This window comes from Paenibacillus ginsengarvi (genome assembly GCF_003626695.1).
In the GTDB taxonomy this organism is placed as follows: Bacteria; Bacillota; Bacilli; order Paenibacillales; family NBRC-103111; genus Paenibacillus_AB; species Paenibacillus_AB ginsengarvi.
Window position 1 is genome coordinate 164,686 of the sequence record NZ_RBAH01000005.1, and the last position, 22,509, is coordinate 187,194.

General features: G+C 54.7%; 16 protein-coding genes. 12 read left to right on the plus strand and 4 right to left on the minus strand.

Features of this window, described 5'->3' with window-relative positions; translation table 11 throughout:
• Positions 1 to 366: 366 nt before the first annotated feature.
• The gene (locus D7M11_RS09090) at positions 367 to 1,701 is read left to right on the plus strand and encodes an ABC transporter substrate-binding protein (protein WP_120746887.1); all 1,335 of its coding nucleotides are present in this window, start codon (positions 367 to 369) and stop codon (positions 1,699 to 1,701) included.
• Between the two features lie 131 nt (positions 1,702 to 1,832).
• On the opposite strand, the gene acsA is transcribed toward D7M11_RS09090, so the two are convergent.
• Complete coding sequence (gene acsA, locus D7M11_RS09095; protein ID WP_120746888.1) at positions 1,833 to 3,554, minus strand: acetate--CoA ligase; 1,722 nt, start codon at positions 3,552 to 3,554, stop codon at positions 1,833 to 1,835.
• 645 nt (positions 3,555 to 4,199) lie between these two features.
• Between acsA and D7M11_RS09105 the strand changes: the two genes are divergently transcribed.
• The 6 genes from D7M11_RS09105 (at position 4,200) to D7M11_RS09130 (ending at position 11,159) form a co-directional block, all read left to right on the plus strand.
• Positions 4,200 to 5,258 (plus strand): SIS domain-containing protein, encoded by a 1,059-nt coding sequence (locus D7M11_RS09105; RefSeq protein ID WP_120746890.1) that lies wholly within the window; start codon positions 4,200 to 4,202, stop codon positions 5,256 to 5,258.
• Positions 5,259 to 5,342: 84 nt separating this feature from the next.
• Positions 5,343 to 6,128, plus strand: coding sequence for a DeoR/GlpR family DNA-binding transcription regulator (locus D7M11_RS09110; protein ID WP_120746891.1), 786 nt, complete (start codon positions 5,343 to 5,345; stop codon positions 6,126 to 6,128).
• Between the two features lie 122 nt (positions 6,129 to 6,250).
• On the plus strand, positions 6,251 to 7,219 hold the full coding sequence (locus D7M11_RS09115) for an ROK family protein (RefSeq protein WP_120746892.1): 969 nt from the start codon (positions 6,251 to 6,253) through the stop codon (positions 7,217 to 7,219).
• A 523-nt stretch (positions 7,220 to 7,742) separates the two neighbouring features.
• Positions 7,743 to 9,176: an FAD-binding oxidoreductase gene (locus D7M11_RS09120; protein WP_120746893.1), complete on the plus strand. Its 1,434-nt coding sequence runs from the start codon at positions 7,743 to 7,745 to the stop codon at positions 9,174 to 9,176.
• A gap of 4 nt (positions 9,177 to 9,180) precedes the next feature.
• The gene (locus D7M11_RS09125; protein ID WP_120746894.1) at positions 9,181 to 9,753 is read left to right on the plus strand and encodes an MFS transporter; all 573 of its coding nucleotides are present in this window, start codon (positions 9,181 to 9,183) and stop codon (positions 9,751 to 9,753) included.
• A 101-nt stretch (positions 9,754 to 9,854) separates the two neighbouring features.
• Positions 9,855 to 11,159 carry an ABC transporter substrate-binding protein gene (locus D7M11_RS09130; RefSeq protein ID WP_158606524.1) on the plus strand — a complete coding sequence of 435 codons (1,305 nt, stop codon included), beginning with the start codon at positions 9,855 to 9,857 and terminating at the stop codon, positions 11,157 to 11,159.
• Positions 11,160 to 11,209: 50 nt separating this feature from the next.
• On the opposite strand, the gene D7M11_RS09135 is transcribed toward D7M11_RS09130, so the two are convergent.
• The gene (locus D7M11_RS09135; protein WP_120746896.1) at positions 11,210 to 11,992 is read right to left on the minus strand and encodes an AraC family transcriptional regulator; all 783 of its coding nucleotides are present in this window, start codon (positions 11,990 to 11,992) and stop codon (positions 11,210 to 11,212) included.
• A gap of 200 nt (positions 11,993 to 12,192) precedes the next feature.
• Between D7M11_RS09135 and D7M11_RS09140 the strand changes: the two genes are divergently transcribed.
• The 3 genes from D7M11_RS09140 (at position 12,193) to D7M11_RS09150 (ending at position 16,537) form a co-directional block, all read left to right on the plus strand.
• Positions 12,193 to 13,341, plus strand: coding sequence for a GNAT family N-acetyltransferase (locus D7M11_RS09140; protein WP_120746897.1), 1,149 nt, complete (start codon positions 12,193 to 12,195; stop codon positions 13,339 to 13,341).
• Between the two features lie 133 nt (positions 13,342 to 13,474).
• Entirely contained in the window at positions 13,475 to 14,860 is a 1,386-nt protein-coding gene (locus D7M11_RS09145; protein WP_240041018.1) for an extracellular solute-binding protein, read from the plus strand.
• Between the two features lie 162 nt (positions 14,861 to 15,022).
• Positions 15,023 to 16,537 (plus strand): DUF5050 domain-containing protein, encoded by a 1,515-nt coding sequence (locus D7M11_RS09150; RefSeq protein ID WP_158606525.1) that lies wholly within the window; start codon positions 15,023 to 15,025, stop codon positions 16,535 to 16,537.
• A 77-nt stretch (positions 16,538 to 16,614) separates the two neighbouring features.
• On the opposite strand, the gene D7M11_RS09155 is transcribed toward D7M11_RS09150, so the two are convergent.
• Complete coding sequence (locus tag D7M11_RS09155) at positions 16,615 to 18,273, minus strand: FAD-dependent oxidoreductase (RefSeq protein WP_120746900.1); 1,659 nt, start codon at positions 18,271 to 18,273, stop codon at positions 16,615 to 16,617.
• Positions 18,274 to 18,534: 261 nt separating this feature from the next.
• Between D7M11_RS09155 and D7M11_RS09160 the strand changes: the two genes are divergently transcribed.
• Together D7M11_RS09160 and D7M11_RS09165 are read left to right on the plus strand one after the other, a co-directional pair.
• A complete protein-coding gene (locus D7M11_RS09160) occupies positions 18,535 to 19,797 on the plus strand; it encodes an S-layer homology domain-containing protein (RefSeq protein ID WP_120746901.1) in 1,263 nt (420 codons plus the stop codon).
• A 163-nt stretch (positions 19,798 to 19,960) separates the two neighbouring features.
• The gene (locus tag D7M11_RS09165) at positions 19,961 to 20,848 is read left to right on the plus strand and encodes a fructose bisphosphate aldolase (protein ID WP_120746902.1); all 888 of its coding nucleotides are present in this window, start codon (positions 19,961 to 19,963) and stop codon (positions 20,846 to 20,848) included.
• A 95-nt stretch (positions 20,849 to 20,943) separates the two neighbouring features.
• On the opposite strand, the gene D7M11_RS09170 is transcribed toward D7M11_RS09165, so the two are convergent.
• The gene (locus D7M11_RS09170) at positions 20,944 to 22,251 is read right to left on the minus strand and encodes an aminotransferase class I/II-fold pyridoxal phosphate-dependent enzyme (protein WP_120746903.1); all 1,308 of its coding nucleotides are present in this window, start codon (positions 22,249 to 22,251) and stop codon (positions 20,944 to 20,946) included.
• Between the last annotated feature and the right edge of the window lie 258 nt (positions 22,252 to 22,509).

Sequence of the window (22,509 nt, forward strand, 5' to 3'; positions counted from 1 at the left end):
GAAACGAAGAGGACCGCGCGTGTGTTCCTCTAGATTTCTCTGGGCGATTTTTGTTGTTTACAAATAAAGAATACGTATACTATAATAAACCCATAAGCTGCTTATGATCAGTATCTTGGGCTAGTTATACATCGCGAATCCGAATTCGCAAATTCGTCTTTTTTCGCTCTTTTAGCAATCGATTTCTCTCAACTTAAGGGGAGGTGAGCATCGGCGGTACCTAGAGAAACAAGCTCGGCTTGTCAGGTGAAGTCGTCCACGAAGCGAATTATTTCACCCATTTAGCAATCGATTGCTAAAGCGTTATCATTAGTATAGTGGCAAAACGACGAAAGTATTGTAATCTTAAACCGGGGGGCTGTATGTATGGTCAAACATTTGTTAAAGAAAAGCGCGGCGGCGGGGATCGCAATCGCTGTTATCGCATCGGGCTGCGGCAAATCCGACGAAGGCAGCAAGGGCGGAGCCGACAAGGATACGAAGGCGGCGGCGGTCGATTACACGAAAGGCGATTACGAGGTCGTCATCCAGGATTTGGCCGGGGGCTCCGACGAGCCGTTCGAGAAATCGTTCGGCCAGTATATCCGTAAAAAATTTCCGAACTTCAAAATTACGTTTATTCAAAGCAAAGAGGGAACGAAGCTCCAGGACTTGACTTTAGCCGGCCAAAACGTCGATATCGTCTACGCGTCCCTGGAAACGATCTCGGGCCCGCTTCTCGCGAGCGGCCAGCAGTTCGATATGAGCGGACTCATCAAAGAGCACGGCGTCGATCTGAACAAATTCGAGCAAACAACGATTGATGCGGTACGGACGATGGGCGACGGCAAAATCTACTACTTGCCGGTTACCACGATGGTGCAGGTCATGTTTTATAATAAAGGGATATTCGACAAGCTTGGCGTTCCGTATCCGAAGGACGGCATGACGTGGGACGACGTGCACGCGATGAATCAGAAGCTGACGCGCAATGAAAGCGGTATCAACTATATGGGCTACTCGGCTTCGCCGAACCACATTTTGCGGATGAACCAGATGTCGGTCCCGATGTACGATCCGAAGACGAAAAAGCCGATGTTGACCGACGAGCGCTGGAAAGCCGCGATCGAAAGGTACTTCTTGAACGAAGCGAGCAGCAGCTACAAAACCTGGTCAACGGAAAAGAAAAAGCTGCCGTATTACACGGAAATGACCGCTTCGCAGGAGCTGGCGACGATAGTGTTCAACTCGCAGTTCCCGTTTGACGGGCCTCAGTACGTGAAGGATATCGACTGGGATCTCGTGGCGCTGCCGACAACCAAAGACAAGCCGAAGCTGGGCTCACAAGCGTCGCCGCGCATGTTCGCAATTACCGGCACGGCCAAAAACAAAGGGCCTGCGATGGAGGTCATCAAACAACTGACGTCCGTAGAGGTGCAAACGGAAATATCCAAGCAAGGCTTTATGACCGTGCTGAACGACGACAACGTGAAAAAGCTGATCGGCAGCGAGAGCCAGTTCAAGAACAAAAACTGGAAGGCGGTTTATTACAACGAGATCGCGCCGAAATCGTACCAAAGCATCTATGACGGCGACATTTTGCAAAAGTTTCTTTCGCCGGTCGTGCTGAAGGTCGTCACGGGACAAACGGATCTCAACACGGCGCTGCGCGAGGCTCAGGATCAGGCGGAGAAATTCGTGCAGGCGGAGCAGCAAAAATAAACAGCTAAGCGCATAAATATCGGCAGGAACAGTAAAAAACGCCCCGGGAGCGGTATGCTCTCCCAGGGGCGTTTTTGTTGTCGCTCCGGCCAAGCGGCATGCTTGCCGCTTGGCCTGGCGCGTAGCTGGAATTAGTCCTCGATCGTCGACAGGTCGCCGGTCGGAAGGCCAAGCTCCCATGCTTTGAGCACGCGGCGCATAATTTTGCCGCTGCGCGTCTTCGGCAGCTTGTCGCGGAACTCGATCTCGCGCGGGGAAGCGTGGGCGGACAGGCCGACCTTGACGAACTTAGCGATATCGGCTTTCAGCTCTTCGCTCGGCTCGAAGCCGGCGCGCAGCGAGATGAACGCCTTGATGATCTCGCCGCGAAGCGGGTCCGGCTTGCCGATAACGCCAGCTTCTGCAACCGCAGGGTGCTCGACGAGCTTGCTCTCGACTTCGAACGGTCCTACACGCTCGCCGGACGTATTGATAACGTCGTCGACGCGGCCTTGGAACCAGAAGTAGCCGTCTTCGTCCATGTAGGCGGAGTCGCCGGACACGTACCAGCCTTCCAAGCGGAAATACTCCTCATACTTGGAAGGGTTGTTCCAGATGCGGCGCATCATCGAAGGCCACGGCGTCTTGATCGCCAGATTGCCCATCCGGTTCGGAGGCAGCACGTTGCCGTTGTCGTCGACGATAGCGGCATCCGTTCCCGGAATCGGCTTGCCCATCGAGCCCGGACGGATGTCCATGCTCGGATAGTTACAGATCAGCTGGCCGCCCGTTTCAGTCATCCACCATGTATCGTGAATGCGTTTATTGTATACTTTCAATCCCCAGCGCACGACTTCAGGGTTAAGCGGTTCACCGACGCTGAGCACATGGCGTAGGCTGGACAGGTCGAATTGGCTTACAGTATCGTCGCCGGCTCCCATCAGCATGCGGAAAGCCGTCGGCGCGCTGTACCATACCGTTACTTTGTAACGCTGGATCGTGCCGTACCAGTCTTGCGGACTGAAACGTCCGCCGCGAATGACGTTTGTAGCGCCGTTCAGGAACGGAGCGAAAACGCCGTAGCTCGTACCGGTTACCCAGCCTGGATCGGCTGTACACCAGTAGACGTCGTCCTGTTTCAGGTCAAGCACGATTTTGCCCGTATAATAATGTTGGATCATCGCATTGTGAACGTGAACAACACCTTTAGGTTTGCCCGTCGATCCGGATGTATAATGCAAGATGAGAGCATCTTCACGGTCTACCCACTCGATGGCGAGTTCTTCGGACGCTGCGGCCATTTCCTTCTTGAAGTCGACGCCGCGCTCGCCAAGCTCGAGATCGTCTCCGACGAGGATGACATGCTTCAGGTTAGGCAGATCGGCTACAGGTACGCGAGGCAGCAATGTCGGCGTTGTAACGATGGCGATAGCCTGGCTGTCCTCGAGACGATCGCGCACCGCTTGCTCCATGAACGCTTCGAACAGAGGGCCGACGATAGCGCCGACTTTGATCGTGCCGAGCAGGGCGTAGTACAGCTCCGGCGAACGCGGCATGAAGATGAAGACGCGCTCTCCTTTGCCGATGCCGAGCCCCCGGAGCACGTTGCCGAATTTGTTGGAATTCGATTTCATTTGCCCGTAAGTGACCGCTTCATCGCGCGTGGCGTCGCTGTAATAAAGCGCTACTTTGTCGCCGAGGCCGGCTTCTACTTGGCGGTCGATCGCTTCGTAGGCCATGTTTACTTTACCCGTCGAGTGCCAGGAAAACTCCTTCTCCACGTCGGTCCAGTCAAATGTGCGGCGGGCTTCTTCATAATTTTTCAGGTTCGCATCCGTCGCTGTCGCTTTGACGATGTCCGCTTGCTTCTCCATTAAAATACGCTCCTCCCGAATGGAAAAAACTAGGTTTCGATTCGAAAAACCGCTTGCGCTCGTGTCAACTGCTCCGGCACCAGCGTGTCATGTTCGAACCGAGAAAAGCTGCCGCTGAAACACGAAAATCCGCCACTTCAGCAAGCTTCAAGCCGAAGAAGCTTTTCTTGGCGATACAGAAAACGATTTCACTATCAATATAAATGAATGTGCGTTCTTTCTGTACCGAGAAAAACTTCCTCCCGAAACGGGCAATCGATATCCGGGCAACGCCCCGGAAGGAGCCTTCGCCGACAATAGCGACCGCTTTACGCTTCGAAGTGCGCCGATAGACGTATTTTCTATGAAACGCTTTCAGTACCGCGTCATGGAGCCGCATGTACGAAAAAACTCAAAGAATAGTATAGCACAACGTCTTGTATTTTACATATCAATTTTCATATTTTAGACATTTTTGCGACGCGTAAAAAATATCATAAATTCGTTTGACCGGCAATTTCAGGCGAAATTCATATATGATCGAAAAAATCAAAAATTATGATTGAAACGATCAAAACTAACGATTATACTGAGCATAACGGGTGATGGTCGCTGAAAGCTTATGCGAATCGCCCATACGCCATTTTAGTAGAAGGAGCGATTCTTATGTCTAATGCATACGGTCAATTGACTTATCCGGAAATATCCGCCCAGGCGGAAGCGCTAGCTGCCGCGCACAAGCAGCTCGCGGCTCAGCACGATTGGGTGAGCCGCTTTATCGGCAATCCGGCCTACGACGAAATTATTTTTATCGGCTCGGGCTCCTCCTATTACCAGGCGCAAACGATGGCCGCCACGTACAAAAAATGGGTCGGCCGCCCGGCAAGCGCGCACCCGTCCTCGGAAATTTTCCTGTTCCGCGACGCGGCTGCCGTACCGGGCCGAAACTACCTGCTCGTCGGCGTATCCCGCTCGGGCGAATCGACGGAAGTCATTCTGGCGCTTGAATCGGTCAAAGGCGTGGAAGGCTGGACGACTTGCGGCATCACCTGTCATGAAGACAGCAAAATGGCGCAAATGGCCGAATGCTTAATTTCGCCGCTCGGGAAGGAAAAAAGCACGGTCATGACGAAATCGTTAAGCAGCATGACCTTCATGATGCAGGCGGCCTGTGCGGTCGCATCGGGCAAAGCGGAGCTGCTCGCCGAAGCGGGTCAGGTCGTACAAGCGGACGCGGATGTCGTCAAAGCTGCGGACGATTTCGCCAAAGCGTTCGTGAACGGTCATGAGCTGAACAAATTCATATATTTGGGCATGGGCTCCTACTACGGCTTATCCCAGGAAGCGTGCCTGAAAATTAAAGAAATGTCGTATGTGTGGACGGAAAGCTTCGGTACGCTCGAATTCCGCCACGGCCCGAAATCGATCGTCGAGCCGGGCACGCTCGTCTGCGTGCTGCTGTCGGAAACGGCCCGTTCCTACGAGCTGAAAGTAGCGGAAGAGATGAAGGCGTACGGAGCAACGGTACTGGTCGTAACGGCTCGCAAGGGCGACGACACGGCCTTCGCGGACGGCGTCTTCGAAACCGGCTGCGCGGACATCAGCGACGAAGCGCGCGGCGTGTTGTATTTGCCGGTGCTGCAATATATCGGCTTCTACACGGCGCTGAAAAAGAACGTCGATCCCGATCATCCGCGCAATTTGACCCAAGTCGTAAAAATTTGATCGGTTCAAGGACCGATCTTGCCCGTACTTAGAAAAAGAAACAAATGCTGCTGCACATCCCGAAACCGATGGAGTGAACGTTTCATGCAAGAACAGTCCTTGTCCAAAGGGGAACAGCGCCGTCAGGCCATACTTGGCATGCTGAAGAGCAGGGGGCGCGTCTCCGTGCAAGATATCGTCGATACGCTCCACTGCTCGGAGGCGACCGCGCGACGGGATCTGGATGCGCTCGAGCAAACCGATCCGGTCATCCGGACGATCGGCGGGGCGATCTATGACGCCTACCATACGGCCAAGGAAGTATCGTTCGCGGAAAAAACGTCGATATCCTGGATGGAAAAAGAGCGAATCGCCGCAGCTGCTGCGGCCCTCGTCGAAGAGGGCGATATTATCGGCCTCTCCGGCGGCACGACGACGTATCTGATCGCGAAGCAGCTCAAGGCGAGAAGCGGCATCACGGTCGTCACGAACGCCTTGAACATCGCGATGGAGCTGGCCGACAGCGACGGTATTCAGCTCGTCGTGGCGGGAGGCATTTTGCGCCACAAAAGCTATGAGCTGTGCGGACCGCTGACGGAAAAAGTGGTGGAGGGCCTCAATATCGGCAAAATGTTTCTCGGCATCGACGGCCTAACGCTCGGGCAAGGTCTGACGACCCATTCCGAGTCGGAGGCGCAGATCGCCAAAATATTGCTGAGACGGTCCGAACGTACGTACGTCGTATTCGACCAGTCCAAGGTCGGCCGCGTTTCGCTGTTTACGATCGCGCCGATCGACGCCATCCATGCGTGCATTACCGATGCGCCTTTGGATGGCGCGCTCAAGGAACGCCTGCTCGAATGCGGCATTCGGGTACATGTAGCCGAGTAAAGCGGCGCGCTTAAGAGGGTGAAATGTACGGGAAATAAGCCCGGACTGCGGATATTTCCGGGTGAAGCCGGAGATGTCCAGGCGGTCCGGGCGATTTGATGGACAAGTGGAGGAACCGGACCATGAGCTATTATATCGGAGTCGACATCGGCGGCACGAACATCGTATGCGGGCTGTTGGACGCGGAGCTGAATTTGCTGCGCAAGGCGAAAAAACCTACCGGGGCCGCGAACGGTTCTCGTTACGTACTCGGTCTCATCGCTTCGATGATCGACGAGCTGCTGGCGGGGCAAGGTATCGGCCGAAGCGAGCTTGGCGCGGTAGGGATGGGCAACCCGGGCTTTATCGACCCGATCCGGGGCATATCGCTGTCGTCGGCCAATTTGAAATGGGAAAACGTGCCCGTCAGCGATTGGCTCGGCGAGCTGCTTGGCGGCATCCCGGTCTTTATCGACAATGACGTGCGCATGTATACGTACGGGGAAGCGGCCCGCGGCGCCGGACGCGGCTACGAACACGTCATGGGCATTACGCTCGGAACCGGCATCGCCGCAGCGATGATCAACAAGGGCGAGCTGTACTACGGCAGCGGCTTTCTCGCCGGCGAGCTCGGCCACGTTCCGCTGGACGGCGAGAGCGCCTTGTGCGGCTGCGGCATGCGCGGCTGTCTCGAGACGATCGCCTCGGCAACGGGCATCGCGAGAATCGCCCGCGAACGGCTGGAGCAGGGAAGCGCGAGCTTGCTCGGGGAATGGTTCCCGGGTGATCGCCGCAGCGAGATTACGGCGGCGGATGTGTCCCGGGCATATGACGAAGGCGACGAGCTGGCGAAGCAGGTGCTGCAGTTCGTCGGCCGTAATTTGGCGCGAGGACTCGCCTGGGCGATCACGCTGTGGAGCCCCGATGTCATCGTCATCGGCGGCGGGGCGGCGAACGCCGGCGAGCGTTTGCTCGCGCCGATGCGGGAAGCGCTGGAGCCGCTTATCCTGCCGATGTATCGCGGCCGCGTCGCGATTAAGCTGGCGGAGATGAACGACGATGCCGGCGTTGTCGGCAGCGCCGCTTTTGCGAAAGCGCGGGCGGGAGCGTAAGCGGTGAAACATAACAAAGAGCTCGGGCCGAAAGGCGCCGGGCTCTTTTGTTTGGAATCGAGAAAGTTTAAGTTCGCTAAGCGACACAGCTACGAAGGATTACTTCGTAGCTTCTCTTCACTTTTTGGGGTCAGGGAAGCGGAAGTGAAAGTTCCGCTATAGCTGGCAGAATGCCGCTGATCGGGCGATAACGGAAGCAAAAGTTCCGTTAAGGCCGCCGATAGCTTGAGTTTGAGCCGGGCGTTTAGCGCCATAAAGGAAGTATTGCTTCCTTTATGCAGGCCTAATAGGCTCGCGAAGCGGTAATAACGGAACTAACGGTTCCACTGGGGCAGCGATAACAGAAGCGGAAGTTCCGTTATCGCTGGCGGAACGGTTCTGCCCGGGCAAGGAGGAAGTGAAATTGTCGCTATAAAGGTTACAGCAGGACGGATTCGACTTTCTTTGCCCCGAATAAAAAGGATTTTCCGCTGCGGGTATCGAACTCAGCCATAACAATCCGTTCGCGGCAAGGAGGTGCCGGATGAAGAAGCTTATCGCGTTGGCCATGCTGGCAGCGCTATGTTTGTACCAATATGCGCGAACCGCTTCTCCCGATCAGGACCCTTATCTCATTACCGATTACGGCAGGCTCCATCCCGTCAAGGTGGAGCGTGTAGTGCAGGGCAAGGAGGAGCGGCAGTTGATCGCGCTGGTCGAAGAGGCGAAGCGCAAAGGCTTGACGATATCGATCGCGGGCCAGCGGCATAGCCAAGGCGGACATACGTATTACAAAGACGGCATCGTGCTCGACATGACCTCGTACAATCGGATACTGGGGTTTGACCCGGAGGCCAGAACGATCCGCGTGCAGGCGGGAGCGACATGGAACGATATTCAAAACAAAATTAACCCGAGCGGGCTCGCCGTGAAAACGATGCAGTCGCAAAATATTTTTACCGTCGGCGGCTCGATCAGCATCAATGCGCATGGGCGGGATATCCGCAACGGTTCGATGATCGGCAGCGTGGAATCGTTTCGGCTGCTCGGCGCCGATGGACACATCCGGAACGTGAGCCGGGAAGAGAACCCCGATCTGTTCACGACGGCCCTCGGCGGATATGGGCTGTTCGGCGTTATTACGGACGTGACGCTTCGGCTTGCGAAGGACGAGGTATACCGGATGTCCACGGAGGAAGTAACGGCGGATCGGTACAGCGCTTATTTCCGGGAGCGGGTTTTGGCGAATCCCGACATCAAGATGCATATCGCCCGTCTCTCCGTAGCTCCGGAGAGCTTTCTTACGGAAATGTACGCCATCAATTATACGTCGGACCCGGCTGCTTCCCTTCGGCAATATGACGCGCTGAACACCCGGGAGACGTTCGTCGGCGTCAAAAAACTGTTGTTCCATATGAACCGGTTGTCCGGCTGGGGGAAGAACACGTACTGGGATATGCAGCAAAAGGTCGTCCCTGTGCAGCAGGACAAACGAATCAGCCGGAACAACGCGATGCGTTCCGAGTCCGCGTTTATGGAATACCGCGAGCCGGGGCAAAACGATCTGCTTCAGGAATATTTCATTCCCGTGGACGAGTTCGCCGGCTTCGTGGCGATCCTTGGAACCGTGCTTCGCGAGGAACGGCTCAACCTGCTCAACATCACCGTCCGGTACGTAAACGAGGACCGTGAGGCGCTGCTGTCGTACGCCAAAGAGGACATGTTCGCCCTCGTATGCCTGTATAACGCTTCGCTCTCCGAGCAAGCGCAAACGGAGTTCCAGGCCGCCATGCAGCGGGTCATCGGCGAAGTGATTCGGCACAAGGGCACCTATTATTTGCCGTACGCCCCTTACCCGAGCGTGGAGCAGTTCCGGGCCGCTTATCCGGAGCAGGACGAGTTTTTCGCGAAGAAGGAACGATACGACCCGGAACATCTATTCAAAAACGAGTTTTATTTGCGATACAAAGGGGAGTAACCTAGTGGACGTCAAATGGCTGATCCGCTCGCAGAGCGTGATGACGCTTGCGGCCGGGATGATCTATCCCTATTACCTGCTGTTTCTGAAAAACTTGGGCAACAGTTACTCCAAATACGGACTGGCGTTCGCCGTCTTTACCATCAGCTCGGCGGCCGCTTCCCAGTGGCTGGCTCCCCGGCTCGATCGTTACAGCTCCGCGATGCTGGCGGCCAGCTCACTGGGGATGTGCGCGGCTATGTTCGCTTTCCCGTGGGCGCCATCGTATGTGTGGGTGCTTCTGCTCCAGCTTTGGATGGGCGTATGCAATGCGATGCAGAAGATGAGCGAGCGGATGTTGCTTGCCGACTATACGAGCGGCGGCTCCCGCGGACCCGCGATCGGCTCGTTTCACTTCTGGACGTCGGTCTCTTCGGGGTTCGCCGTTATTGCCGGAGGCAGCTTGATCGACTGGCTGAGCATTGACGCCTTATTTTATACAAGCGGACTTCTGTATTTGTTCGGCGGTTTGGCGATATGGCGGCGGACCCGCAAACGTCGCAAACTGAAAAAAAGTGCATCCTTATTTGAAACCTGATGCATTCATTTCGTGATGCCGCTTACATTATGATGAACATGATGATCCGGATCATCGTGAAAAACAAGCAGCATCTTCATCCTATTTCGGGGGGAACGGAAATGAAAAACAGAATTGGGATACCGCTTTCTTTCATGTTAATCGCTTCTGTCTTGCTGGCAGGCTGCGGCAAAGGGGAAAATGAGGCCGGGTCAAAGATAGGGGAGGACAAGGGCGTTCCGACGATCAGCGACGCGCCGGTAAAAATAAGGGCAGCCCTGGACAACGCAGGTGTTGACGACGAGTTTATCGAGATCGTTCAAGAAGTTTTAAAGAAGAAACATCCGAATATTACGTTGGACTACATCAAACCGGGTAAAGGCACTACACTCAAGGAACAAATCGCGGCCGGGGAAACGCCCGATATTATTATTTCGTACAATGGCAATGTGGCTTCTTACAACGAGCTTGACCTTCTTTACGACATGACGCCGCTCATCAAGCGGTATGACTATAACTTGAACCGGTTCGAGCCCTACATCTTGGAGGATGCCAAAATCGCCTCCACGAAAGACGAGATTTTTGCACTGCCGATTATCGTATCGTACCATGCTCTTTATTATAACAAAGATATTTTCGACAAGTTCGGCACCCCTTACCCGACAGATGGGATGAGCTGGCAGCAGGTTATCGATCTTGCCAAAAAAGTGACCCGCACGGATGGCGGAACGCAATATCGCGGGCTCGATCCCGGCAGTATTATATGGGCATCGCAGCCGCTGGGCATTCCGGCGATCGATTACAAAACCGATAAAGCCACGATCAATACGGATACATGGAAAAAAGTGTTCGAGCTAATGAAGTCTATTTACGCGATACCTGGAAACGAAAATAAAAGCGATCCGAGGAAAGGGTTCCTGACCGATAAAACGGTGGCCATGTACGGGAATTTGAACATCATTAGCGACCTGGAAATAGCAGCGAAGGACGGGCTGAATTGGGATGTCGTTCAATATCCGAGCTACCCCGAAAAACCGAACACCTACGGCAATGCCAGCGTCAATGTGATGTTGATTACGAAAACGAGCAAATATAAGGAACAAGCTTTGCAAGTGATCGAGACGGCTACATCGGATGAGGTACAACTGGCGAGTGCGAAGCAAGGCAGGGTCACGCCGCTGAAAGATCCGCAGTTCAAGCTTGCTTTCGGAGCGGGCAGAGACGCCTTGAAAGGGAAAAATGTGCAAGGTATTTTCAAGAGCCGCCCGGTAAAATACCCGATCGCATCGAAATACCGCAGCAAGGCCGAAGCGATTGTAGGTACGAAGTTCAATCAATATGTCGCGGGTACGGTCGATGTGAATACAGCGCTTGCGCAAGCCGAGGAAGAAATCAACAAGATGGTCGAGGCGGAAAGAGGAAAGTAAGCGCGAGAAGAGCGGTATTCGAGACCGCCCCGCGGCATACCGAAAGCCCATCACACTTGATGGGCTTTTCGGTATTGCGACGGAGTAACGGCTTTTTTACGAGTGAAAACCCGGCTCAAATAATACCCGTTCTCGTACCCGCATTGCCCGGCGATCTGATCAAGGTTCAGCGACGTATCCTCGAGCAGCCTGCATACTCTGCGAAGGCGTAGTTCCGTTATGTATTCCGACGGTGTTTGGCCGAATGCCGAACGGAATTGGCGGGTTAGCTGAACGGGGGTTAAGTCCAGCTTGGCGGCCAGCTCCCCCAGATTCAAATACTCGTAAACGTTTTCATGAATATGGCACAGCGCCTGGTTGAGAAGTGTAGATTCCGTCTGTCGGGGCTCGGTTCTCTTGTGCATGCCCAGCTCCCTCGCATGCTGATGCCATATATCTTTGATATAGTGTTTCGAATCCCGTCGATTTATGCAATGGCGCATATACCGGTACGTCGAAGTTAACCGCGCCGTATCGGCAATCGTTATTTTTCCTTCCGGAAACGTTGTCACCTCCGCCGGCTGGCTAATAACCCACACAAACGTAACGTAATGGAAGGAAAGCGGCTGTATCGTTTTCCTTTTGAATGCAACCCCGGGCGGACATAAGACAAGATCCCCGAATTTTGCTTCTCCTTGGTGGCTCCCGATCTCGTAGCGAAAACTCCCGTCCTCTACGGCAAACAAGGTGTAATAGTCGTACGTATCCTCGTCGAGCATGAATTGCTCTTTGCTTCTCCAGTATATGTGGTCCTTAATTTCAAGCGACCAATCGGCGCTAAAGCAATCGGGCATCCGCTCACCGGCCTCCTCCTGCAGATTTGCTATTCATTATATAATACGGTGCACCCGTCGAATAGACGGCCGATTCCGGCGCACCTGCCGCCCGGAAAGTAAACGTAAAGCGTTTTTTGCGCCTATGCGTTTCGAACGGTATCGTTTATAGTAAAGAAATATAGAAAATAATACTACATATGTAATGGAGTGACGTCTTTATGGAGGACATTCGTCTGGTCCGGCCGGAAGAACATGCTGCGGCGGCGAAGCTGGCCGATCTCGTATTTCGCGATGCCGATCACAAATCGATGGGGGACGCCTATCCGAATGCGTTTTCGCCAAGTCTGTCGCAATCGTACGGTGTGTTTGTGGACGGAGACATCGTTTCGTTCGTCGGTTTTGTCCCGGCGGTGATCCGCATCGGCGAAGCCGAGCTGAACGTGTATTCGATCGGCGCTGTGTGCACGCACCCGGATTACCGCGGCAAAGGCTACATCAGCATTATCTTGGACCGAATCCGGGAGCACGCGCTAAAAGCCGAAGCTCCCGTCATTCTCGTCTCCGGAAGCCGCTCCCTTTATTTGCGATTTGGCTGCCGCGTTTTCGGCGATGCGACCTCGTTCGTAATCGACCGCCAGGCGGCGGACAAGCTGACCGGGGAGGCACAGCTGGCCGGGGCCAAGCTTCGCCCGATGGCGGAGACGGACTGGTTCCGGCTGAAGCGGCTCGCGGAGAAGCGGGAAGTGCGATACGAGATGAGCGTCTGGGACATCGCTTCGCTCATTCACGCCGCGCCGACGGCCAGCAACGGCAAGCTGGACCACCGCGTATGGGTGGCCGAGCGGGACGGACAGGCCGAGGCGTTTGCCGTTATATCCGTTCCCGGCGCCGTCAAGCCGAAGGGAAGCCCGGCGCTGATCGAGTGGGCCGGCGATCCGGCGCTGGCCGCCGCGCTGATCGCGCACGGAGCAACGGAAGGCGGAGTGGAATCGATTCGCGCCGTAGTTCCGCGGCAGGAAGCCGCGTTCGCCGAGACGCTGCGGCAGGCGGGCTGCGCCTCTTCGGAAGGCAAGCTTAGCGGAACGGCCGCCGTCATCGACTCGCGGATGCTGCTGAAGCAGCTTGCGCCGTACTTGAATTCGGTCTATAGCGGCGCTTACGGCAAGCTGCGATTCGACATGGCCGGACCGGATACTTATATCGTGGAGGCGGATGGCCGCGTTCTGGAGCTCAGCTGCGATTCGTTCGTCAAGCTGGTGTTCGACCGGGGCGGGGCGGAGGAAGCGGCCGGCGGCGAAACGCCAGATTCGCTTCGGACGTTGTTCCCGATCCCGTTCCCGTATACGGCCGGACTTAACTACGTGTAGCCATCTTGGCAAATCTTGTCGAACAATTTACAAACGATGTCATGTACGATAAAATAGGAATAATAGACTTGTATTGGAGCGAAATACTTTGCTGCGAAGACGAAACCTCTTTCAAGAGCGTTACAATCATTTTTTGACCGAGTTGAAAAATGAAATATTGAGCGGCAGCCTAAAGCCGGGCGAATTTATTTTGCCTGAAAATACGCTAAGCGAGAAGTACAAAATCAGCCGCGTGTCCGTGCGCAAGGTGCTTGCGCAGCTCGTGGACGAAGGCCTGATCGAGAAAATTGCCGGCAAAGGCAATCGGGTCAAGCCGCCGGCCGAGCAGATCGCCCGGCAGACGATCAAGCTCGCGTGGTTTTCGGGATCGTACGAGCAGGAAGTGCTGAAGACGATTATCGAGCACTATGAGGCGAGCCACCCCTACGTGAAGGTCGAGCTGGACATTTTGTCGTCGTACGTACAGGAACTTGTTGGGTTGATCGAGCAAGGCTCGGGACCGGATCTGTTCTTCATGTCCGACGCCTTCTTCCGTCATTTTATGGAAACGGACAAGCTGAACTTGATCGAGCCGTATACGCCGTCGAAGCTGACTCCCGACACGAGCTACGGGAAGCTGTTCGATATTTTTACGCTGGACGGAACGCTTCTGGCAGTTCCGATCCATTTCTCGCCGATCGTCATTTGTTACAACAAGACGATGTTCGATGAAGCGGGGATTAGCAGCGACGATCCGATCCGGACGTGGGACGATCTGCTGCGAGTCGCGAGAGCTTGCACCGCAGCTCCGAACGAGGACGGCATGATCGATCAGTACGGCTTCTGCTTCTCCTCTTCGATGAACCGCTGGCCGGCGATCTTGCTGCAGAACGGCGGACGGTTCAAATCGGAGGACGGAACCCGTTCCGTCTTCGGCAATGAACGCAATGTCGAAGCGCTGCAATTTTGCAGCGATTTGATGTACAAGCATCAGGTGTCGCCGATTTATTCGCATTCCAGCAGCTACTTGGCCGAGCATATTTTCAAACGGAAGCGCTGCGCGATGATTTTATCGACCTATTACTTCATGAACGAGTTCCGCGGCCTGGATCTGCGCTGGGACGTGCTGCCGGTGCCGAAAAAACGCGAGAAGGCTACGCTGCTGCTGTGCGGCGCTTTGTCGATCAACAAATATTCCGACAAGATCAAGGTGGCGCAAAGCTTCATCGACTTCTTCGTGGGCGAGGAAGCGCAAACGCTGCTGAAGCGGGCGGGCTGTACGATTCCGGCGCTGAAGTCGGTCGCCCAGGACAACTCGTTGCTTGACCCGGATATTCATCCGGAGCATTACAATACGTTCATTGACGCGGTTAACCATAGCTACTCGCACCGGGAACTGGGCGTGACGAACGAGGACAATACGATCGCGCTCGAAGAGCTTCATACGCTGTGGGCCAATATGGATACGGCGGAGGATGTTTGCCGCCGCATCGAGGAACGGACGAATCGGGTGCTGCAAGAGCAGCGTCAAGGTATATAATACAGAAGGGGCCACTGAGGTGGTCCCTTTCGTATTGTTACGGCAGGTTCATTCATGCGGGCACGGCGATTGGTTTTTCTTCCTTTTGTATGCAACATTCCGGACCTCTTTTCGTCTAACGAATGTAAAGAAAACATGTATCCTCTAAAAGGAGTTTATCCAATGAGACGATCCGTACTAGCTGCCGTAATGGCGGTTCCGCTGCTGCTGCTTGGTAGCGTTCCTGGCTTCGCGGCCGTTCCGGAGCGGGCGGAGGCGGCGCTGCCGGCATTTCCCGTGTTTCTGAACGGTACCCCGGTCGATAATGTCCATAGCTTGTATCCGCTGCTTGTATATAAGGGCATTACTTATTTCCCGATGACGTGGGAATACGCTCAGGCGCTCGGACTGGCCACCTCATGGAATGAGCAAACGGGCCTCGCCATCGATAAGCAGGCGCAATCTGAGGCATGGACACAAGCATTAAAGCCTGAGCCGAACGTCATATCCGGTGAAGCTGCCAGGTTCGCCGAATTTCCCGTTCGAGTAAACGGAAAGTCGATCGACAATAATAAGGAGCCTTATCCGCTGCTGCTGTTTCGAAATATCACCTATTTTCCGATGACGTGGCGTTTTACCCATGACGAGTTCGGCTGGGAGACGTCCTGGGACCCTGTTAATGGCTTCCGCGTCGTTACGGCGCAGCAAGAGGGCGGTTCGCAGCCGGCTACCGAAAGCGACAACTTTAATCTGAATAGCAGCGGGCAGCTTGCAGTGGCAGGGGATTGGATGTATTACAATCCGAATAATAGTTACGGACACAACTACCTGTATAAAATGAAGTTGGACGGAAGCGGCAAGACGAAGCTGACGGACGATAACGCCGAATCGATCCATGTCGTCGGCGATTGGGTTTATTATACGTCGAGAGATAAAGGAGCAAATGTGCAGCAAGGCATATACAAGGTGCGTACGGACGGTACGGAACGGACGAAAATATCCGATGCGCCGGCGAGCCGAATTACCGTCGATGGGGATTGGATCTATTATGTAGACCAGGAATTAACCAGACAACAGCAGCATACAAACTTTTATACAACGCTGGGCATTAAAAAGATTAAAACGGACGGAAACGGCGAGACGTCCCTGTACCAAGGGAACGCAACCGATTCGAACAGAGGCGCTGTCGATCATTCGATCCATGTTCTGAAGGACTGGATTTATTTCATGCAGCCCGGCGACGGGGAGCATCCCGCTGTTTTGAACAAAATTCGCAAGGACGGCTCGCAGCTGACGCCGCTCGTAAGCGCAAATTTCAATTCCTTTGTTATTGTGGACGGCTGGTTGTATTACGGCGAAAACAATCAATTGCGCAAAATGAGTTTGGAGGGGGGAGACCCTAGCATTACTCTTCGGAACTTTGAGCTGGATCGCGAAAACGCGGTCAATTTCGAATCGCTGCATTATTATGACGGCTGGCTGTACTACGTGAAAGGAGCGTTCGGCATCGCGGGAGCGGCCAATATTGAAAAAATCCGTATCGACGGCAGCGATCCTACTAGGGTGATCGAAGGCGTGCGCGCGGTCCGTTTGTTTTTTGCCGGAGATAAGCTTCTTTTCACGGGCGGCTGGATGGGGGAGTCCCCGCTTTACGAAGTGACGGCAGATGGTGGGATTCATTCACTTAGAGAGGAATAAGGACGGGGACGGATAAAAAAGCGAAAACGGCCAAGCGAACGATGTTTCGCTTAGCCGTTTTTTTGTACCAATACGTCCTATTTCGCGGCGGGTTTCCGCTTGCTTGCATATTGCGCATATACGATTTCCCCGGTATCGAGCTTGCTCAGCTCGTCCGCCGTCCAGCCGGTCAGCTTGTTCGTGCCTTTGACCCCGGTCAGCTTGATTTTGTACTTTGTCTCCAAATATTGATGAAGCGCCGGCATATCTGCCTCGGTCAGCTCCTTCAGCTTTTTCTTGCCTTGAATCTGCCCCAAGATTACGCCGATCGATTCGGCGGCGAGTCCCGTATTCGGCTGAATGCGGGCGCTGCCGTAGGCGATGGCGGACGCTCCCACATTTTTGCCGGCCATGATGACGTTGGAGTAACGCTTCAGCAGGAAGCTGCGCAGCGGCATGCCGTACTTGTCCGGCCGCCCCATCTCGATGCCCCATTTGTTAAGGCTCGTGCCCTGAAGGTCCAGCGGATAGCCGGCGATGCTCACATTATCCCAGAACATGTTTGCGCCGAGCATGTCCGACGGCTTCAGCACGTACTCCGTCTCGTAATGGTTGTACTCCCGTATGTATAAATAGTCGGGGAAGCTGCTCACTTCCGCCTTCTCCCAGCCCACGATCGATTTGCGGAAATGGTTCACGATCAGCGGGATTTCTTTCTTGCCCAGCTCGATCGCTTCCGCCACCGACTTCGGATCGGACGGGTCTACGGTGTAGATCAGAAACGCGTTGATCGACACTTCGCCGTCGCGCTGGTTAACCGCGTTCAAGCCGCGCAAAAAGACGCGGTCGTTCGTCGGCTTGTAGGCGCTCGTCATGCCGCTCAGTCCGATGGCGAAGCTTTCGTTCACGTAGCCGCCGCCGTATTTTTTGTTACGCTCCGCGTCGGTCAAGCCATTGAAATGAGTTTGGAACGTCTTCCAGTCCACGTTTTTGATGTTGATCATCATGCCTGCGCTCATATATTCGATTTTGTCCGGATGGCCGTAGAACGCTTCCAGACCGGGCAGGCGTTTCACGTCAAGCTTCGAGGCGAAGGCGGCGTAATCCGTGTTTTCAACCCAATAGCTGGCTTCGATCCGTTTGACTGTGCCGTCCTTTGTCTTGTAGTCCACGGAAGCGACAGTAGAGTCCGGGGAGCCGGCTGCCGGCGGATTCGTTTTGACCGAAGTGATCGTAATGCCCGGTTCCAGCGGTATGTCTTTGCGCAGCTCGTCAAAGTAGCGGACGTATTCGTCCTTCTTGCGGATTTTCGCGCTTTTGAAGCCGTCGAACAGCGTTTTGATCCGGCCCTGCACGAGCGATCGCCCCTGATCGTCCTTCGTTTCGTCCAGAAACAGCATTTCGCCTTCTATTAGCTGCCCGCCGACTTGATCCCGGGGGTCGAGCACCTTCACCTTCAAGCCCTCGTCCGCGGCCGCGCGGGCCAAATACATGCCCTCCATCTCCGAGCCGAACAGGACGACGTCGACTTGTTCCGTCGGAATAGGCTTTTCTGGCGGCGGGGTCGGTTTTGCGGCCGGGTCTACGGTCGGCGTTTTGCTCGAATCCGGTTTTACGGCCTGCTCTTGTACCGGGGGCTCGTCCGGATTTGCCATTTTCCCGCTGCCGCCGTTAATGGCGTATACCGCCCAGCCTGCAAAAAGAAGGACGATTAGTACAACTGCGGCGGTTATTGCCGTCTTGCGTTTGATGCGCATGCATGAACTCCTTTCGGTTGCCGTTTGCTCACTACCCAGTCTAACATTTTTCGGCTTACCCCCACAAACGATTTTGCGAGGGCGAATGGATTTATCAGTACCGGGAACTCCTTCGCGAAGGTTCCGGACTCGGTAAGGGCGGCGGGGTCAGGTCTACATCGACAACCGTTTATCTGATCAATAAACGGGCGCCTCCGAGTTCGAAAGTCATCAAAAAAAGCCAACTACATACCAAATTAGAACAATAGGGAGAGCTGAAGGATGAAAAAAGTATTCAAAACTTGCGTGTTGACAACGATGACGGTAGCTATGCTCGTTGGAGGCGCAGGCTCTGCTTTCGCGGATAAGGGAAAAGACCGGGACGACGACAAATCCAATAATAAATCCAGCTCCCAAAACTGGAATAACAATGGTAACAATAACGGATCGAACAAAGGAACGAATATTAAATTCGAGAATAAAGGCGACGTGAATTTCTTCTTCAACTTTAGCGATTTGAAGGGCACCGACGTCGAATGGGCTGTTAAATATATCGCCAGCTTGTCCGGCAAGCAGGTATTCCAGGGCTTCGAGGACGGCACGTTCCGTCCGCGTGAAAAAGTAACCCGCATCCAGGCGATTGTCGCAGCCGTAAGAAATATGGGACTGGAAGCACAAGCGCAGCAGGAAATGAACACGAAGCTGAACTTCAAGGATGCCGACAAAATTCCGGATTGGGCGGTCGGTTACGTTGCGGTCGCGCTGGAAAACGACTTGTTCTTCGAAACGGAAAGCTCGGTTCAGCCGGATAAGCCGGCAGACCGTTTGTGGGCTACGACGCTGCTTGTGAAGTCGACGAAGCAATACGATGCGGAAGTGAAAGCGAACATGAACGCGAAGCTGCCGTTTAAGGATGCGGGTCAAATCCCGGCAGGCTCTGTCGGTTATGTGAAGGTGGCGCTCGACCACAAGCTGATCGACGGCTTCGAGGACAACACATTCCGTCCGAACGAGCCGGTAACGCGCGCGCAGCTCGCCGCTCTGCTGGACCGCGTCGGCGATCAGCTTCCGGGTCAGGAGCAGAACCTGGCCAGCGGCACGGTAACGGCGTACCCGAACAACAACGTATTGACGATTACCCAAAACGGCAAGACGGTTCCGGTTACGGTCGATCCGAATGCCTTCGTCTATCGCGGCGGCGTCCGCGTGGCGCTTGGCGCATTGGTGCCGGGCGATGTCGTCCGCGTCAAGCTGGTCAATAACGTGGCGATTTACGTAGAAGTGACGTCGACAACGACGAACCCGAATGTCGATTTCACGCTTAACGGCCGGGTGTACTCCTACGATATCGGCAGCGACGAGAAAATTACGAAAATTTACGTCAACACGGCGGCAAATACAAACGATCAGCCGATCCTCCAAACGTTTGAGGTGGCGGCAAACTATACGATCGAAAACGGCGACCGGATGTCGCTGATCAACGGCCGCAGCATTACGGTGAGCGGGACGAATCGAGTCGTGAACAAGATCAAGGTCAACTGGTAATAAGCCGGTACAGCCAGTGAAAAAGAGGTTCCCTTTCATGAAGGGAATCTCTTTTTTTTCAGCGATTCGTTTTGGTGTACAATAAAGGAAATCCGCCGGGTTCCATTCGCCCGGTGTCGGGTTTAGAGACTGTCCATTCCACGAAAAGGAAGGAGCTAGACGGTTGAATCCAGAACAATTGGAGCGTATGCGGAACGGTAAAGGGTTTATCGCCGCATTGGACCAAAGCGGCGGGAGCACGCCCAAGGCGCTGCGGCAGTACGGCATTCAGGAGGATAGCTATTCGGGCGACGAAGCGATGTTCGAACTGGTGCATGCCATGAGAACGCGTATTATTAAAAGCCCGGCTTTTCACGTTGACTTTATTTTGGGCGCCATCCTGTTTGAAAACACGATGAACCGCAAAATCGACGATCGCTTCACCGCCGATTATTTGTGGGAGCGAAAAGGCATCGTGCCTTTTCTGAAGATCGACGAAGGGCTGGCCGAACTGGAAGACGGGGTTCAGCTCATGAAGCCGATGTCCGGGCTGGACGATCTGTTGAAGCGGGCGGTGGACAAGCATATATTTGGAACCAAAATGCGTTCGGTCATTAAAGAAGCGAATCCGGCAGGCATCCGCAAAGTGGTAGAGCAGCAGTTCGAGACCGGCAAACGTATCGCATCGATGGGACTCGTGCCGATTATCGAGCCGGAGGTCGATATTTACAGCAAGGATAAACAGGAATCGGAGCAACGGTTGAAGGAGGAACTGATCAATCAGTTGTCGGCCCTCGACCGGAACGTCCCTGTTATGCTGAAGCTGTCCATTCCGACCGAAGACGATTTTTACCGCGATTTGATGAGCGATCCGCGCGTCGTCCGGGTCGTCGCCTTGTCGGGCGGCTACGATCAAAGCGAAGCCAACGAAAGGCTGGCCCGCCATCACGGCCTGATCGCCAGCTTTTCGCGCGCTTTGGCCGAAGGGTTGACCGCCCAGCAATCCGACGAGCAGTTCGATGCGATGTTGGCCCGGTCGATTCGTTCCATTTATGAAGCTTCGATCACTTAAACTTTAAGCGGACCGATGCGTCTCGAGCCCAAAAAGAGGCAGTGCCGAACTTTTTATCAAAGTTCGGGCACTGCCTCTTCGTTGTATGGTTTGGCTTATTTCGCCGAAGCTTTCTCCAGGTCTTGGACGCCCTTATAAATCGAGTCGAACAGCTCTTCCAGATGCTCGGCCTCGATGCAGGAAAAGGCGACGCGCAGGTCGGTCGGTCCGAGCGCGATCGTGCCGATGCCGTACTGATCGAGCAGATGGACGCGAAGCGTCTCGGCGTCGACGTTTTTCAGCTTCAGGCACATGAAGTAGCCGGAATTAAACGGATAATAGGTCCAGGCGGAATCGAATTTGCCGCTGTCCAGCAGCTCCTTCGTCCGGTTGGCGCGGGATTTCATAATGTCGAATTTCTCGAGACGCTGCGCTTCGAATTCCGGCGACTGCAGCGCGCGCAGGACGAACGTTTGCGAAGGATGCGGACCGCTCGATATCGTCGCGCGGATGATGCCGGTCGTCTTTTGCTCCAGCGCGGCAAGCAGCGGCTCGCTCGGCGAAGCGAACGTAATGAAGCCGACGCGGAAGCCCCAGACGAACTCTTCCTTCGTCGCGCCGTCGACCTTCACCGGCAGGATGCGCGGATGGAGGCCCGCCAATTGGCCGAACAGCGACTCGTGCAGCGAATCCTCGAAGAACAGGCTGAAGTAGGCGTCGTCGGTAACGGCCACGATGTTGATGCCCGCTTCGGCGGCTTCTTGCAGCGCGGCGACGATTTCCCGGCCTTCCTCGGCGTCCGGCGTGTAGCCGGTCGGGTTGTTCGGGAAGTTCAGGATGACGATCGCTTTGCCCTTCTCCTTCTGTGCGAGCACCGCTTCGCGAAGACCGGCCGAGTTGAACCGGTTCCGATCGTCGTACAGCGGGAAATTGACGATGCGGGCGCCGCGTCGGACGCCGAAACAGAGCTCATAGTTTTCCCAGTTTTTGTCCGGGAAAATGACGGCGTCGCCTTCGTCCGCGAACAAGTCGGCGACGATGCTGAGACCGTGGGTAAGCGCGTTCGTGACGATCGGATTACTGTATGTTTTTCCTTGCATGGAAGGGTTTTCGACCAGCATTTTGTCGCGCCATGCTTTACGGAGGGCCGGCTTGCCTTCCGGCGGCGCGTACGGATAAATATCGTTCGGGTCATACGCGCCAAGCGTATCCTGAATCGATTTCAAATACATCGGCTTTCCTTTTTCGAGCGCGGTACCGATGGTGGCGTTAAACTTGTTCGCTTTCGCCTTCGCTTCGGCCGACTGGCTCAGGATGCCTTCCTTCGGGAAGTAAATCGCCTGGCCGAGCCCCGACAGCATCGAAAATACGTAGGCATTTTCTTGTTTGATGGTCGCATTCAGTTGCTTCACCAATTCGTTCACTTGGGTCCATCCTTCCAAACCGTGTTATGTTTCGAGGGTCGCCTTATTATACCATTTCGCGTCAAGTGAGTCATCCTTCGTAGCGGGGAAGAAGCAGCGATTTCCGCCGCTTGCCCTCAGGGCAGGAAGAACGGCTGGCTGGCTTCTGGCGAGAGCAAGCCTGGGCCGGATGATGTATAGAACGGGTGATTTGCGTCAATACAAACTAACAAAAGATCGATCCGGTTTTGCAGGATACGTTTTCCTTTTTTCATAGGA